A 15,213-nucleotide genomic window follows, 5' to 3' on the forward strand; every position below is an offset into this window, starting at 1 on the left:
CAGGAGCCCGCCGGACGGCAACCAGGGCCGGGGAACCGCCCCGCCTCTGCCGTCGCCGCCCATCACGGCGACCACGTACACACCCGCCACCCGACAGCGCTTCCGGAAGGGCCGCCGACCAGGCTCGTCGCCGCCCAGTGCGGTGGCCGCGTGCTCGCCCACGCCGACCGCCGAAAGCGCGCACATCGTGAGCTTCACCGACCCCGCGGGCTCGGCCCGCACCTCGACGGCGGTCGTGTCCCCGAGTACCCGAGTGGTGGGAACACGGGCGAGGGGGCGGGGCCGCCAGCGGCACCGATTCTAAGACGGCGCCTCCGGATCAGTCTCAGGCCGAGGAGAAGCGCCGCCCCCAGCCGTCCGAGCCGGTGGAGATGCCCGTCCCGCGCTCGGCGGCCCCGCCCGTCGTCCGGACCCGGCCGCCCGGCCTCAGGCCAGGTCCAGGCGCTCGCTCAGCCCCGCGGTGGTGAAGGCCTTCTCCAGTTCCTCGCGGCCCTCGGAGAAGTGGGTCCAGCCCTCGAAGTGCAGGGGGACCGCCTGGCGGGCTCCCAGGATGCGGGTGGCCTCGGCCGCTTGGGCGCTGTCGAGGGTGATGGTGGTGTCGAACATCGGGGCGCGCGCCGCGCCCGCGAACAGGATGGCGGTGTCCACGGGGCCGAACCGGTCGGCGACCTGCCGGACCAGGTCCAGGGACGCGTTGTCCCCGCTGACGTAGACCTTCGGCAGGCCGTCGCCGGTCAGCACGAAGCCGATGACCTCGCCGAGGACCTCCTCCGCGCCCTCCGGGCCGTGCAGGGCGGGCACCGCCGTCACGGTCACCGCGCCGCCGCCGGGGCGCGGAATGTCGGTGCTCTCCCACGGGGCCAGCCCGCGGGCGGTGCCGCCCAGGCGCTCGGCGCCGCCGCGGGTGGTGAGGGTCAACGGCACCTCGGCCAGCAGCGCCCGGCCGGACACGTCGAGGTTGTCGGGGTGCTCGTCGTGCGAGAGCAGCACCGCGTCGACGGGGCCGACCTCGGCGGGGGCGGCGGCGGGCGGCGCGGTCTTGGTGATCACGATGCCGTCGCCCACGGGGTGGTCGCCGGGCGGGTCGAAGGTGGGGTCGGTGAGCAGGTTCAGGCCGCCGTAGGTGATGAGGGCGGTCGGTCCGCCGACGGGGCGGACGGGGACGGGGGAGCCGGTACCGGACATGGGTGACCTCACGGATAGTTGGATGACTTGCCGTGAGTCAGATTGTCGACCATCATCACGGATAAAGGCAAGTCCTTCCGTGAGATAGTTCGGCGGGGGCACGCGAGAACGGGGCGCCCCCGCTCTGAGCAGGGACGCCCCGTGGCATGGTCCGTCGGCGGGCTGGGCCCTCAGGCGCGGACGTCCTTCACCACCCGTCCGCCCTGCACCACCACGACCACGTTGTCCGGCTCGGCCAGCACCCCCACGTCCTGCAGCGGGTCCCCCTGGCACACCACCAGGTCGGCCAGCTTGCCCGCCTCCACCGTGCCCAGGCGGTCCGCCACGCCCAGCAGCTCGGCCGAGGACCGCGTGCCCGCCTCGATCGCCTCCATCGGCGACAGCCCGACCCGCACCAGGAACCCCAGCTCGGCCAGGTTCCTCCCGTGCTCGCTGACACCGGCGTCGGTGCCCAGCGCCACCCGGACGCCCCGGCGCACCGCCTCCGGGACCCGGTCGAACGTGCGCTCGGCCAGCCACTGCTTCGCCCGGTAGGCCTTCTCCGTCATCAGGTGGCGCCGGTGCTCGAAGTCGAAGGTGGCCAGCGTCGGCACCAGGAACGTGCCCCGCTCCAGCATCAGGTCGATGCCCTCGTCGTCCACCAGGTAGCCGTGCTCGACGCTGGACACCCCGCCCAGCACGGCGTTGCGGATCCCCGCCGCCCCCTGGGCGTGCGCGGCCACCGGGCGCCCCCCGCGCCGCCCGGTCTCGGCCACGACCGCGGCGATCTCCTCCCGGCTCAGCCCCTCGTCCTCCGGGCCGTCCGACGGGCTGGAGATGCCCCCCGTCGCGCACACCTTGATCACGTCCGCGCCGTCGCGCATCAGCCGCCGGACGGCCACCCGCGCCTCGTGCACCCCGTCGGCGGTCTCCCCCGCCCCGGGGGCGAGCCGGTGCGGGTCGACGCCGCTGGGCAGCGTGAAGTCGGCGTGCCCGCCGGTGTCGCTGATCAGCCGCAGGGCCACCTGCAGCCGGGGGCCCACCACCAGGCCGCGCTCCTGGGCCGCCTTGAACCCGGCGTCCAGGCCCCCGAGGTCGCGGACGCTGGTGACGCCCGCCTCCAGCGTGCGCCGCATACGGTCGGCGGACGCGAGCGCCTGGAGGCTGGCGTGCGAGTCCAGGTGGTTCCACACCAGCTCGCGCGGGTTGTCCAGGCCGAGGTGCACGTGGCAGTCGAAGAACCCCGGGAGCAGGGTGCGCCCGCCCAGGTCCACCTCCTCCTGCCCGGGGCCGGGGTCCGGTGCGCCCGCCGCCGGACCCGCGTAGGCGATGGTGCCGTCGGCGGCCGTGGCCACCACGGCGTCATCGACCGGCGCCGCTCCGGTGCCGTCGATCAACCGCGCCCCGGTGAAGCGGACGGGGCGCGGCGGCGGGGTCACGTGCTCGGGCATGCTCTCGGAACCTCCGTTGTCGTGGGGATCGGGGGAAGGAGTGGACGAGTGGAACGGTCGCGGGCGAAGCCCCCGGACGGGGCGGACGGGCGGGACGGGGCGGGCGGCGGCGTCGGCCGCCCCGCCCGTCGTCCCGTCCCGCCCGTCCGGCGCCTCGGACCGACGCCACAGGGTGAGGCTACGGGCCGATGCGCGCCTCCATCCCGGGACCCACCGGCGTCCCGGTGAAGTAGAACAGGGCCAGCACCGCCGTCCACAGCACCAGGAACGTCAGGGAGAACGGCAGGCACCGCGCGATCACGGTGCCCAGCCCGGCCTTGGGCTCGTAGGCGCGCAGGAGGCCGAGGACCACCACCATGTACGGGTTCAGCGGGCTGATGGCGTTGGTGGAGGAGTCGCCCACGCGGAACATCGCCTGGACGAACCCCGGCTCGTACCCCAGCAGCGCGAACAGGGGCACGAACACGGCCGCGAACACCGCCCACTGGGCCGAGCCGGAGATGACGAAGATGTTGATCAGGCAGGCCAGCACGGTGAAGGCGATCAGCGCGCCGAAGCCGGTGAAGTTCCAGCCCTCCAGCGTCGCCGCGCCCGTCACCGCGATCCAGTCCGACACCCGGCTCCAGTTGAACAGCGCCAGGAACTGCGCGAGCACGAAGGCCACCACGATGAACCCGGCCATGTCCTTGACCGCCGCACCCATCATCCGCGCCACATCGCCCCCGCCGGTGATCTCGCGGGTCACCGCCCCGTAGACGACCCCCGGCACGACCAGGGCCAGGAACACCAGGAACACCACCGAGTCGAGCAGCGGCGACTCCGGCAGGAACGCCCCGCCCTCACCGCGCAGCGGGGCGTCCGGCGGCAGCACCACCGTGAGGACGGCGGCGGCCAGGGCCACGAGCGCGGCCCCGGCCCACAGCAGGCCGCGCCGCTCGACGGGCGACAGCTCCGGGTCCATGCGCTGGTCGGCGCGCTCGCCCTCGCCGTCGTCCCCGCCGCCGTGGCCGGCGCCGGGCGCCCCGGCCACGGGCGTGCGGGGAACCCCGCGCCGCTCCAGCGCCGGTTCCAGAACCTTGTCGATGAGCAGCCCCGCCACCCCGGCCAGCAGCACCGCGCAGGACAGCGAGATGAAGTAGTTGGACACCACGGTCACCGGTGCGGTCTGTTCGGCCACCGGCTCGGCGGCGGCCGTGGTGATGCCGCTCAGCAGCGCGTCGGTGCCGGTGATGAACGGGCCCACGCTGAACCCGGCGGTCGCCGCGGCGAACCCGCCCAGCAGCCCGGCCACCGGGTGCCGCCCCGCCGCCGCGAACACCAGCGCCGCCAGCGAGGGGACCAGGATCATTGACGCGTCGCTCATGATGTTGGCCGAGACGCCGATGATGCCGACCACATAGGGCAGCAGCCACCGCGGCGCCCGCCCGAACGCCCTCCGGACCAGCGCCGTCAGCAGCCCCGAGCGCTGGGCGACACCGACCCCGAGAAGGACGGTCAGCACCACGCCCAGCGGCGGGAACCCGATGAAGTTGTCGACCAGCGTGGTGGTGAACCAGGCCAGGCCCTCGGCGCTGAACAGGCTCCGGACCGGCTCGGTCCCGCCGTCGGGCACGTCCACCGTGGTCCCGAGCGCCGCCATCAGCGCCGAGGCGGCGCCCACGGCGAGGAACAGCAGCAGGAAGAGCAGGAACGGCTCGGGCAGTCGGTTCCCGGCGCGCTCCACCGAATCCAGCACGCGCGCACCGAGACGCGGCCGGGCCTGGGGGACCTTCTTCTCCGACATCGGCCACCTCGAAACTGGGGGGAAACATGCAGCTCACCGGCCGGATGAGGGCTCACACCCTAAGCGGCGCGGCGCTAAGCTGGCCCAAATGCAGGATTCCTTCCATCCTTGGGGGACCCATGCAGCATTCCGGCATCGCTGCCGACGGGCGCGACCGCAGGGGCGGGCGGGACCGCGGGGTCGACGAGTTCGACCTGCAGCTCATCAACGCCCTGCAGCTGGCGCCGCGCGCGCCGTGGGCCCGGCTGGGGGAGGTGCTGGGCGCCGACGCCACCACGCTCGCTCGCCGCTGGGACCGCCTGACCGGGGCCGGGCTGGCGCGGGTCACCGCCTTTCCCGCGGCCCCGTCGCTGTCCCGCCAGCCCATGGCCTACCTGGAGCTGACCTGCCGCAACGGAACGGTCGCGGAGGTCTCGCGTGCGCTGGCACAGGACCCGGGAACGCTCAGCATCCAGTTCACCGCCGGGCGGCACCAGCTGCTGCTGACCGTCAGCCGACCGCATGAGCTGGCCGGATACCTGCTGGACTGGATCGGGTCCTTCCCCGACGTGGCGGCCTACGAGACGCACGTGATCACGAGGATCCCCTTCCAGGCCAGCCGGTGGCACCTGCACGCGCTCGCCCCCGGCCAGCGCCGCGCCCTGCAGGCCATGGCGGCCCCGTCGCCGGGCCCGGGGGCGCCGCCGCCGGTGAGCGAGGCGGACCAGGCCATCATCGGGGCGCTGGCCGCCGACGGCCGCGCGTCGTACGGCGCGCTGGGCCGCGCGGCGGGGGTGAGCGCCAGCACGGCGGCCCGGCGCCTGGACCGGCTGCTGCGCGGCGGCGTGGTGGGGCTGCGGTGCGACGTGGCCCGGCGGGAGCTGGGCTGGCCCGCCGCCGCGGTGCTGTGGGGGTCGGTGGCCTACGAGGAGCTGGAACGGGCGGCGGCCGACCTGCAGGAGACCGTTCCCGAACTGCGCTTCTGCAGCACGGTCGCGGGCTCGGAGAACGCTCTGCTGGTGGTGTGGCTGCGGGCGATCGCCGACCTGCCCGAGGTCGAACGCCGCCTGGAGGCCCGCCTTCCCGGACTGCGCCTGACCGACCGGAGGATCGTGCTGCGCACGATGAAGCTGATGGGCCAGGTACTCGACGGTGAGGGCCGCTACGCCGGGACGGTGCCGCCGAGCATGCGGGAGCCGGACGCGCGGGGGTGAGGCGGTGGCCCGGTAGGACGGAAACCCACCGCCCCGGGGGCGCGGTCCCGGGACGGCTCGAAGGGGCTGCCCGGCGGGTCGCCCCGGGCGCTCCCGGTACCGGAATCGGCACCGGCACCGGATCCGGCAGGGGTACCGCGATGAACGCGCATCCGCGCCGCCGCCCGTGGGCCTGTTTCGGCCGTCGGAGCGGCCGCCTCCTCCTCTGACCGGCCGGTCCCGGACCGGCCGCCCCGGGACTCACAGCGAGTCCGCCGTGCCCGTCGGTCGCCGGGCACCCGTCGTACCCCGGTGACACGTCCCCGGGGCACCACCCGGGCAGCTGCGCCGTCGCGGTCGAGCCTTGGTCGGGCACCCCTCGACCGGGCCCCCGGTTCCCTCACTCCGAATCGGGGAGCGGGACGGTCCACGTCAGGCGGGTGCCGCCGCCCATCCCCGGGCCCACCTTGAACGCTCCGCCCAGGGCCTCCGCCCGGTCCTTCAGGTTGCGCAGGCCGCCCCGGCGGCCGCCCTCCGGGATGCCGCAGCCGTCGTCCCCCACCTCCACCTCCACCGTTTCCTCGTCCACCCGGACCCTGATGTCGGCCCGGCCGGCGCCCGCGTGGCGCGCGATGTTCGACAGCGCCTCCTGCAGGACCGCCAGCACGTGCTCGGCCACACCGTCGGGCACGCGGCTGTCGATCGGCCCCTCCAGGCGCAGCCCCGGGGTGAACCCCAGCGACTCCCCGGACGCGTTGGCGATCTCCAGCACCTGGGTGCGCAGCCACCTGCGGTCCTCGCCCCCCGCTTGCTGCAGGGCGAAGATCGTCGAACGGATCTGCCGGATGGTGTCGTCCAGGTCGTCCACCGCCCGCTGCACCCGCTGGGCGTGCGCCGGGTCGTGGGTCCGCCGCACCGTGCTCATCAGGGACATCGCCACGGCGAACAGGCGCTGGATGATCACGTCGTGCAGGTCCTTGGCGATCCGGTCGCGGTCCTCCAGCACGCTCAGCCGCTCGGCGTCCACCCGCGCCTCGGCCAGCTCCAGCGCCACCGCCGCGTGCCCGGCGAAGGCCGACAACAGGTGGGCGGCGGTGGCGGTGTAGGCCTCTTCGCCGCGGGCCCGCGCCAGCACCAGCAGGCCCCGCGCGGCGCCCTTGCCGCCCAGCGGCGACAGCAGCACCGGCCCCAGGTCCAGGCCGTCCAGGAACGGCAGCGCGCACCCGCCCTCCGCCGCGCCGGGCAGGGCGACCGGGCCGCCCTCCCGGTAGACGCGGCCGGTAGGGGTGTCGCCCAGCGCCACCGGCCGCCCCCGCACCTCGTCGGCGCCCCTGCCGTCGGCGACGTCCACCACGAGCCCCTCGCCGGAGGGGCTGGGGATGGCCAGCGCCGCCAGCACCGACCCGGACATGCGGCGGGCCCGGCGGGCGATCAGCGTCAGCACGTCCTCGGCCTCGGCGCCGGTCAGCAGGCGGGTGGTGACCTCGTCGGAGGCGTCCAGCAGCAGCTCGCGCCTGCGGGTCTCCTCGTACAGCCGGGCGTTCTCGATGGCGACCCCGGCCGCGGTGGACAGCGCCACCACGACCGCCTCGTCGTCCTCGTCGAACTCCCCGCCGCCGGCCTTCTCCGTCAGGTACAGGTTCCCGAACACCGAATCGCGGACCCGGATCGGCACCCCCAAAAACCCCCGCATCGGCGGGTGCCCCGTAGGGAACCCGCGCGACTCCGGGTGGTCCTCGATCCTCCGCAGCCGCAGCGGCCGCGGGTCCTTGATGAGCAGTCCGAGGATGCCCCGGCCCTGCGGCCAGTGGTCGATCCGGGCGATCTCCTCCTCGTCCAGGCCCAGCGGCAGGAACCGGGTCAGCCCGCCGTCCGCGCCGATCACCCCCAGCGCGCCGTAGCGCGCGTCCACCAGGTCCATGGCGGCCTGCACCAGGCGGCGCAGCACCGCCTCCAGGTCCAGCCCGGACCCGATGGTCACCACCGCGTCGAGCAGAGAGTGCACACGGTCACGCGTGAGCAGCGCGGTGTCGATGCGCGACTGCAGCTCCGAGAGCAGGTCGTCCAAGTGCAGTCGGGGGAGCAGGACGCGGGCGCGCTCGGGGCCGGGGAGCTCTTCGCCCATGGGCTCACCTTCCGATGCTCCGGGAACGGGACGGCGGTGCGCGAGCGCCGATTCTACTCCGCACGGCGTGCCGCATAGGTGGGCCCGCGGAGGGTCACCCCCCGTCCTCCACGGACGCGAACAGCCGGTGGGGCCGCGCGTCCAGGCCGCGGCCCAGGCGCAGGATCATCTGGGGGTGCGCCCCGTCGCACAGCCGTTCCCCGATGAAGGCGCGCAGGTGGGGCTCCTCCAGCGGCTGGGTGTGGAAGGCCGAGGACACCCCGCCCGCGGCGGCGGTCAGCAGCACCCGCTGCAGGGCGCGCCCGGCGGCCAGGTGGTCGCCGCGGCCGTCGCCGGATGTGGTCAGCAGCGCGGCGGTCCCGGCGACGTCCCCGTGCGGGTCGAGCAGGCCGCGCACCCGTCCGCGCCCGTAGTCGCGGTCGGGGAAGAGCGTGTCGGCGACCCGGTCGGGGGGCGGGAAGTCCTCCGCGTGCACCCCGTCGGGGTCCGCCGCGCCCGGGGCGCGCACCCAGCGGGCGAGCTCCTCGCCGGTGTCGCGCTCGCAGCGGTGCAGGAACTCGGCGGCGGCGACCAGCCCCGCCAAAGAGCGCATCAGGCGCTCGTCGCCCAGCGGCCTGAGCACGGCCCCCTCGGCCGCCGCGGCCGAGACCAGCGCGCGCACCGTGCGCACATCGTCCACGTCGGCGGGGAACGGGCCCCGGTGGGTGCGGCGCGGCCCGACCGACTCGTGCAGCATCCGGTCCCGCGCGTCGGGCTCGGCGGCCCCGGCCGACCGGACCTCGGCCAGCAGGCCGGGGCGGTCGGGGTCGGGCAGCTCCCGTACGGCGGGCCGCACCCCGTGGGCGCGCAGCGTGACGAGGACGGTGAACAGGGCCGCTCCGCAGCTCACGACCTGCTCCCGCGCGTCGGGGTCGCGGACGGCCAGGCGGCGGTCCGGATCGGTGCCGACGGTGATGCGGTCGCCCACGTGGCGCACGGTCCACGGCCGGGTCCCGTGCACCGACGGGGCGTGGGCGGAGGCGCGCACCGCCGCGTCGAGGGCGGGGGCCTCCGACGACGGGTTCGGCCGTGCGGAGGGCGCCTGGGCACTCATGTCCGGCCCCCGCCCGCGGAGCCGACCGGTTGGGCCGTTCGGCGGCGTGCCGGGGCGGCGTCCGGGGCGCACGGCGCCCGCTGCAGGTTGACGAGGACCATCGGGCAGGGGGCGATGCGCAGGCAGGCCGACGCGGTGGGGCCGAGCGGGGGAGCGCCGGGGCCGGAGGGGCCGCGAGTTCCCAGGACCAGGAGTTGGGCCCCTTCGGCGGCGCGTGCGAGCCCGCGCGCCGCCAGGTCGTCGGGGAACGCTGCGTGATACACCCGGGGCCAGGTCAGCCGGGCCCGATCCGCGGCGCGGCGCAGCTCGCGCACGGCGGGGCCGGTACGGGGCAGCGCGTGCGCTCCGGCGTAGGGCGCGTGCGGGGCGTTCCCGTCGTCCAGCACCCGGACCGCCCACAGGTCGCAATCGCGCAGGCGGGCTTCGCGGACGGCCCACTCCAGCGCGTCCGCCGCAGGGGGCGTGCCGTCATAGCCGACCACCATGTGCGGCGTCGCCCCTGCCGGGATTCGTGGTTCCATGTCCGCCGCCCTTCTCGTGCGGAGAGCGGGTGCCTCCGTTCACCTTCCAGCCGACCCGATCGCGGGGGCGGTCGCCAGGGTCGCGGGGAGGTGCCTGGTGGGCCGTAGGTCCCTGGTGTGAGTGGCGGGTCGGGGAAGCGGACGGGGAGCCCTCTCGCGCAGGCCGCCCCTCGGGGGCCTGCCCGGCGCCCGGCCCGTGTCGGTCACAGCCGCCGCCGACGGCACCGTCCGCAGAGACCGGGGCGAACGGAGCCCGCACCGCTCCATGGGGCGTCGCACCGCCCCAGGGGAGGCGGCCCTAGCGGGGGCCGGGGGCGGCGCCTGGGGTGGTGAGCTCGGCAGGATCGGCCACCACCGCGTCGGCTCCCCTCCAGGCCTTGAGGAGGTCGCCCTGAGGCGTCCCGTTCACGGCCGCCCACCGGTCGACGGCCACGACCAGCCGGAATCCGAGCCGGTGCGCGGCGTACACCGCCGGGGCCGACGAGAGCAGCGCAGCGCTGCACCGAGGCGCGACCCCGAGCCGCCCCCCGGTCTCGGCGAGCACCGCCGCGTTCCGCTCCTCCGAGGTGAACAGGCCCTCCGCCGCCCAACCGTCGACCACGACGTCGAACAGGCCTGCCATGCCGGCCGCGTGCACCGTCTCGGCGGCTCCCCGGTTGCAGGAGACGGCCGCGGTGGCGATCCCCTGTGCCCGCAGCGCGGCCAGCAGCACGGCCGTCGGGGCCCACGCCGCCGTCCCCACCGTGCGCAGGGACTCCCGGTAGTACCGGTCCTTGCGGTCCCACAGTTGCGCGATCGTCTCCTCCCCGTCGCCCGCGGGCAGCAGCGGCCCGGTCGTGAGGTCGCCGTCGCGGGCGGCGACGAACGCGCGGGCGGCCTCCGGCGGCGACTTTCCGGTCATCATCCGGTAGTCGAGGCGCAGGTCGAACGGCTGGAAGCGGCCCCCGCGCGTGCGTGCGCGCTTGCGGAGCAGCTCGTCGAAGGTGCGCTTCCAGGCCGCGGCGTGCAAGGGCCCGGTGTCCGCGGCGACACCGTCCACCTCGACCACCACGGCCGAGGTGCCTTCCAGTGTGACCGGCGCGCTTCCCCTGGCCATCGCAACGGCCTCTCTTCCCGAATCCGCCGTGCGTCCCCCGGTGATGCGCTCGCGCGGAGACGGAACCATCCCATCCTGTATGCAGCGTCTTCGACAGGGGCCTTGGTCGGGTCCGGTCCGGCCGAACGGCGGGGAGAACGCCGGACCGGGCCACCGGTCCCGCCGGGCGGCGGGGCGAACGGCCCGACGGCACGGGACCTTTCGCTTCTGTGCGGCGCGGGAGGGCTGCGGCAGCCTGGGGGATGAGCGGTATTCGGGGCGATGATCCGTGACGGCGGGGCACCCCGGAACCGCAGGCCCGCGGTCCGCGGCCGACGCCGCCCGGATACGACGGAGCGGACGCGGAGCCGGACGCCGGGCGGTGCGCGGGCGCCGCCCGGCGTCTCCGTGCGGGCGGGACGGGTGCGTGCATCGACCTCCCGCTCTTCTCGCCTGCGTCTCGGGTGAACACCTCGCCGAATTCGCCGACAGTGTCCTCCGACGGGCATGACCTGCTCGGGCAGTGCGGCCGGGGTGTGCGTCCGGCTCGCGGCCGCCGTGTACGGCGTCAGGGCCTGGATGTAGGGAGCGGAAGGGGCCGCGCGGGTATCCGCGCAGGTATCCGCGCGGGTGTGGCGCGGCGGGCCGTGGCCGGGGCGACGTGCCCTCAGGTGGCGGACCGGCCGGTACGCGCCCGTCCGTCGCGCACCGGCCGGTGCGTTCGGCCGCGGCGCCCGCGCGCCGCCGCGGGGCGACCGGAACCGTCGCCCACGGCCGCCTCGGAAACGGTCGTGCCATGGGGGCACTTCCGTTCTTCCGACGCTAAGCGGGAGACCCGTGCGCTCCGAGGGCCGGATGCCCCCGAGCGGACGGTAGACCGGCGCGGCCGAGGGCGACCAAGGCCGCTTGACACCGCCGGGCGGGCCCGCCCTACCGCCGGTCCTCGTTCCGCCGCGCCGCCTCGCTCTTCAGCCGGGCCGCGAGCGCGGCCGCCTGGGTGCGCCGCCGCATGTCCAGCTTCGACAGGACGCTGGACACGTAGTTCTTCACCGTCTTTTCCGACAGGTACACCCGCTCGCCGATCTGCCGGTTGGTCAGCCCTTCGCCGATCAGCTCGAAGATCCGGCGCTCCTGCTCGGAGAGCTCGTCCACCGGGTTGCGGCCCGCGTCGGCCTCCCGCATGCGGCGCATCATCCGCGCCGTGCTGCGCGGGTCGAGCAGCGACCCGCCCGCCGCGACCGTGCGCACCGCGCCCACCAGGTCCGAGCCGTGGATCTGCTTGAGCACGTAGCCCGCCGCCCCGGCCATCACCGAGTCGTACAGGGCGTCGTCGTCGGCGTAGGAGGTGAGCATCAGGCAGGCCAGTCCGGGCAGGCGCGAGCGCATCTCCCGGCACACCCCCACACCGCTGCCGTCGGGCAGGCGGACGTCGAGGAGGGCGACGTCGGGGCGGGCGGCGGGGATGCGCGCCTCGGCCTCGGCGGCGGTTCCGGCCTCACCGACGACCGAGATGTCCCGTTCCTCCTCTAACAGTGCGGCGGCGCCCCGGCGTACCACGTCGTGGTCGTCCACCAGGAAGACGCGGATCGTGCGGTCGTCGCCGTCGGTCGTGGTCATGGTGTCAGCCCTTTCGATCGGCCGACCCTCCGCGGGTTCAGGGGAGGGGAACCGACGATCGCACGGCCGTGCGGCCGATACCAGCGCCCGGGGGACACAACCGTCCGCCCCCGCACCGGGGCCCACCGCGCTACCCGCGGGCCCGGCGGCGGTGGGCGGCCACGCGGGTGCGGGTGCCACAGCGCGCGGAGCAGTAGCGTCGCCGACCGCCGGTGCCCGGGTCGAGGAACATCCGGTCGCAGCCGGGGGCCGCGCACACGCCGCCGGGTACCCGCTGCTGGTCGCCCAGGAGCACGGCGAGCGCCATCGCGCCGGAGGAGAGCAGCCACTCGTCCATCGGCCCCTCATCGGAGGCGTCGAGGTGCAGGTGCCAGTGGGTGGCGCCGCCGTGGTCGGTGAGGCGCGGTGCGCGGACGGCGGAGAGCAGGGCGTTGACCCGCCGTGCGGAGGCCGCCGTGTCGGGGGCGGTGGCGGCGTCCCGGAGCCTGCGTGCCGCCGCGGCCATCGCCCGGACGTCGACGGGCGTCAGGCCGAAGGGCCCGTTCTCCCCGTGCGCGCGGAGCACATCCTCGACCTGCGCGGGCGGCGGCGGGTCCGGCAGCAGCACGTTTGCGAGGTCCGCGGTGCGCAGGGCGACTGCCCGCGCCCACGGCCCGGCCAGCAGGCCGGTGACGGGGTAGGTCACGCGCCACCGTTCCCTGCCGGCGTGTCCGCCGCCTGCGCCCCGTGTGCCCGCACCTCGACCTTGCGGCCGTCGGGGTCGGTCACCACGTGCCGCCCCGGGGGCAGCGGAGGCGTGGCCCGCCGCCCGTCGACCTCCAGGCCGAGCCGGACAGGGCCGGTGGGGGCGGACAGCACCGGGTACAGCTCGACGACGGTGCCGTCGGCCAGCACGGCGGCGTGGTGCTCGGGGCCGTCGCCGTGCTTCTCCTTTGCGAACGACAGTCCCAGTGCGCTGTAGAACGCCCGGCACTCCTCCAGGCGGTCGGTGTACAGGACCAGCAGCGATAGCCGGCCGTGCGCGGGGGAGGAGGAAGGGGCCTGGTCGGGGACGGGTTCGGGCAATGCAGGCAACAGGGCTCCTGGCAGGTCGGATGGCTCGGACGGTTGACGAAGCGGCCGACCCGGCGGCATCGCCCGGTCGGTCGGGGCGGCGGCTCTTCCCGCAGCATTGTCGCCCGGCAGGGCGGGTACCCCGGTGCCGCCTCCCGGGCGGCGGGCCGCCGGGGTGCGGGATGGGAGGGCGGCGACGAGGAGAGGGCGGTGGCCCCTGCGGCAGCGTCGTCGGTCGTCGGGCGTGTGCGTGGTCGCCGTGTTGGGCGGCGACGGAGTGAGCGGGGCGGTTCCTGGGCCCTGCTTGCCGGGCGGCGGGCTCCGGGTGGCGGCTGATCGGGTCCTCCCGCCCGGCCGGGGCCCGCGAGTGGGGTACCAGCCCTGCCGTCGTTGCTGGTGACAGTTGCTGGCCACAGTGGCCACGTACACGCCCGCCACCCGACGGCGCCGCGGTAAGGGCCGCTGACCTGCGCCGCCGTTGCTCTCCCTCTCTCTCTCTCCGTCGGTCCACCGCCCGGGCGGGGCCGGTGAGCGAGGTACCTGTCGGCCCCGTCGCCGCCGAGCACGGTGACCGTGTACACGCCGAGCGGCTGACGGCGCTCCGGCATGGGCCGCTGACCTGTCCTCGTCGCCGCTTCCCCCCGCCCCGGCCGCCCGCCGCCCGGCGCGTTCCGGTGCCGCCCCCTCTTGCGGGCGCCGTCGCCGGTCGGGCGACGGGCCGTGCCGGGGCTCTCCGGCGTCGGGGGTAACGGGAGCTACCCGTACATCCGTTACCCGTCTACGTTCACCCGGGTGACGACACTCCGCAAGCACCGCCCCCTCGCCCGGTATCTCATCGGCGCCTCATCGGCCCGGGTCGGAGACGAGGCGGCGGGGCCCGCACTCCTCCTCGCCGGGCTGGCGGCGACCGGGACGGAGAGCGCTGCGGCGCTGCTCTTCTCCGCCGCAACGGCGGGGGGCGGCCCNNGGCGGGCCGGTCCTCGGGGCGCTCCTCGACCGCAGTCCCCGTCCGGGGCGGCTCCTGGCCGCCGTGCTCGGCCTCTACGCCCTCGGGACCGCACTCATCGCCGTCGGGCTCGGCCGCGTGCCCTTCGTCGCCGTCCTCGCGGTCGCCGCGGCCACGGGGCTTGCGGCACCCGCGGTCGCGGGCGTGTGGACCTCACGGCTGGCCGGGGCCGTTCCCGCGGCCCTCCTTCCGCGTGCCAACTCCCTGGACGCCCTCACCTACAGCGCCGCCGGGCTGGCAGGCCCCGCGATCGCCGCCTCGGCGGCCTGGGCCGTCGGACCATGGGGCGCCCTCGCGGCCGCGGTCCTGCTCATCGGGGCCGCCACGCCGTTCGCCGGGGAGAGGGGAAGGGGAGGGGCCAAGGGCGGCACGACTCCGCTCCGGAGCGACCTCCCGCCCCCTCCGACACCGTCGCGACTCGCCGCCGAGCTCTTCGACGGCCTTCGTGCCGTCGCCGGACGACGCCCTCTCGCCCGGGCCACGGCGGCCACCACGCTGTCGCTGGCCGCGAGCGGCATGGTCGTCGTCTGCTGGCCCCTCCTCGGTGCGGAGCTGCTCGGCGCCCCCGAGCGCGGGACCCTCCTGCTCTCCGTGGCCGCCGTCTCCGCCATCGCCGCGAACGCCCTCCTCGCCCGCCGCCCCTCGGCCCTGGCCCCCGACACCCTGCTGTGGGTGTGCGGCGCGGCCCTGTGCGCCGTCCCGCTCCTGGCCGCCTGTGCCCGCGCACTGCCGCCGGGCTCGGCCACTGCGGCGGCGCTGGTGCTGGGCCTCGCCGCCGCCGTCGCCGGGGCGGCCGAGGGGCCGCAGCTCACGGCCCTGTTCGCGGTCCGGCACCGGGACGCCCCGGCCGCCGTCCGCGCCCGCGTCTTCGCCATCGGCGCCGGGCTCAAGGTCAGCGGCATGGCCGCGGGCGCCGCGATCGCGGGAGCGCTGGCCGAGCGCGGGACCGGTGCGGCGCTGGCCGCGGCGGCGGGGGCCGAGGCCCTGGCGTTCGCGGCGTTCGCGGCGCTCACCCTGCTGCACCCGGACCGGCCACAGCCTCCCGAGGCTGCTCATAACGGTCAAGAATTCGTGTGAGGGGTTGCACATGGTGCTCATTTCGGTCATTCTGTGCGGGTCAGCGTGATCGAAATGAGCAGACGCGGGAGGACCG

Annotated in this window: 13 protein-coding genes; 2 read left to right on the plus strand and 11 right to left on the minus strand. The window is 75.9% G+C overall.

Annotated features, from left to right (window positions below; genetic code table 11):
* The 4 genes from D476_RS38415 to D476_RS0108390 all read right to left on the minus strand — a co-directional run.
* Positions 1–186: hypothetical protein (locus tag D476_RS38415; RefSeq protein ID WP_204366963.1), on the minus strand; the 186-nt coding region annotated here is incomplete at its 3' end.
* Between the two features lie 240 nt (positions 187–426).
* A complete protein-coding gene (locus D476_RS0108380; protein WP_017623496.1) occupies positions 427–1,185 on the minus strand; it encodes an MBL fold metallo-hydrolase in 759 nt (252 codons plus the stop codon).
* A 170-nt stretch (positions 1,186–1,355) separates the two neighbouring features.
* Positions 1,356–2,615: a metal-dependent hydrolase family protein gene (locus tag D476_RS0108385; RefSeq protein ID WP_017623497.1), complete on the minus strand. Its 1,260-nt coding sequence runs from the start codon at positions 2,613–2,615 to the stop codon at positions 1,356–1,358.
* A gap of 178 nt (positions 2,616–2,793) precedes the next feature.
* Positions 2,794–4,398 (minus strand): AbgT family transporter, encoded by a 1,605-nt coding sequence (locus D476_RS0108390; RefSeq protein WP_017623498.1) that lies wholly within the window; start codon positions 4,396–4,398, stop codon positions 2,794–2,796.
* A 119-nt stretch (positions 4,399–4,517) separates the two neighbouring features.
* Here D476_RS0108390 and D476_RS0108395 point away from each other — a divergent pair, with 119 nt between their 5' ends.
* A complete protein-coding gene (locus D476_RS0108395) occupies positions 4,518–5,591 on the plus strand; it encodes an Lrp/AsnC family transcriptional regulator (protein ID WP_017623499.1) in 1,074 nt (357 codons plus the stop codon).
* A 379-nt stretch (positions 5,592–5,970) separates the two neighbouring features.
* Here the strand turns inward: D476_RS0108395 and D476_RS0108400 are convergent, their stop codons facing one another.
* From D476_RS0108400 to D476_RS0108430, 7 genes are all read right to left on the minus strand, one after another.
* Positions 5,971–7,695, minus strand: a complete 1,725-nt coding sequence (locus D476_RS0108400) for a sensor histidine kinase (protein WP_017623500.1) — start codon at positions 7,693–7,695, stop codon at positions 5,971–5,973.
* A gap of 94 nt (positions 7,696–7,789) precedes the next feature.
* On the minus strand, positions 7,790–8,788 hold the full coding sequence (locus tag D476_RS0108405) for an Acg family FMN-binding oxidoreductase (protein ID WP_017623501.1): 999 nt from the start codon (positions 8,786–8,788) through the stop codon (positions 7,790–7,792).
* Positions 8,785–9,309, minus strand: a complete 525-nt coding sequence (locus D476_RS0108410) for a universal stress protein (RefSeq protein ID WP_152529276.1) — start codon at positions 9,307–9,309, stop codon at positions 8,785–8,787. Before D476_RS0108410 ends, D476_RS0108405 begins: the two co-directional genes overlap by 4 nt.
* Positions 9,310–9,607: 298 nt before the next feature.
* Positions 9,608–10,405 carry an HAD family hydrolase gene (locus D476_RS0108415; RefSeq protein ID WP_017623503.1) on the minus strand — a complete coding sequence of 266 codons (798 nt, stop codon included), beginning with the start codon at positions 10,403–10,405 and terminating at the stop codon, positions 9,608–9,610.
* Between the two features lie 909 nt (positions 10,406–11,314).
* Positions 11,315–12,001, minus strand: coding sequence for a response regulator (locus D476_RS0108420; protein WP_017623504.1), 687 nt, complete (start codon positions 11,999–12,001; stop codon positions 11,315–11,317).
* 130 nt (positions 12,002–12,131) lie between these two features.
* A complete protein-coding gene (locus D476_RS0108425) occupies positions 12,132–12,686 on the minus strand; it encodes a CGNR zinc finger domain-containing protein (RefSeq protein WP_017623505.1) in 555 nt (184 codons plus the stop codon).
* The gene (locus D476_RS0108430; RefSeq protein WP_017623506.1) at positions 12,683–13,066 is read right to left on the minus strand and encodes a VOC family protein; all 384 of its coding nucleotides are present in this window, start codon (positions 13,064–13,066) and stop codon (positions 12,683–12,685) included. The genes D476_RS0108425 and D476_RS0108430 overlap by 4 nt, the downstream gene beginning before the upstream one ends.
* Positions 13,067–14,084: 1,018 nt before the next feature.
* Here D476_RS0108430 and D476_RS32560 point away from each other — a divergent pair.
* Positions 14,085–15,137: an MFS transporter gene (locus D476_RS32560; protein ID WP_017623507.1), complete on the plus strand. Its 1,053-nt coding sequence runs from the start codon at positions 14,085–14,087 to the stop codon at positions 15,135–15,137.
* Positions 15,138–15,213 lie beyond the last annotated feature (76 nt).

This window comes from Nocardiopsis chromatogenes YIM 90109 (assembly GCF_000341185.1).
GTDB classification, from domain to species: domain Bacteria; phylum Actinomycetota; class Actinomycetes; order Streptosporangiales; family Streptosporangiaceae; genus Nocardiopsis_A; species Nocardiopsis_A chromatogenes.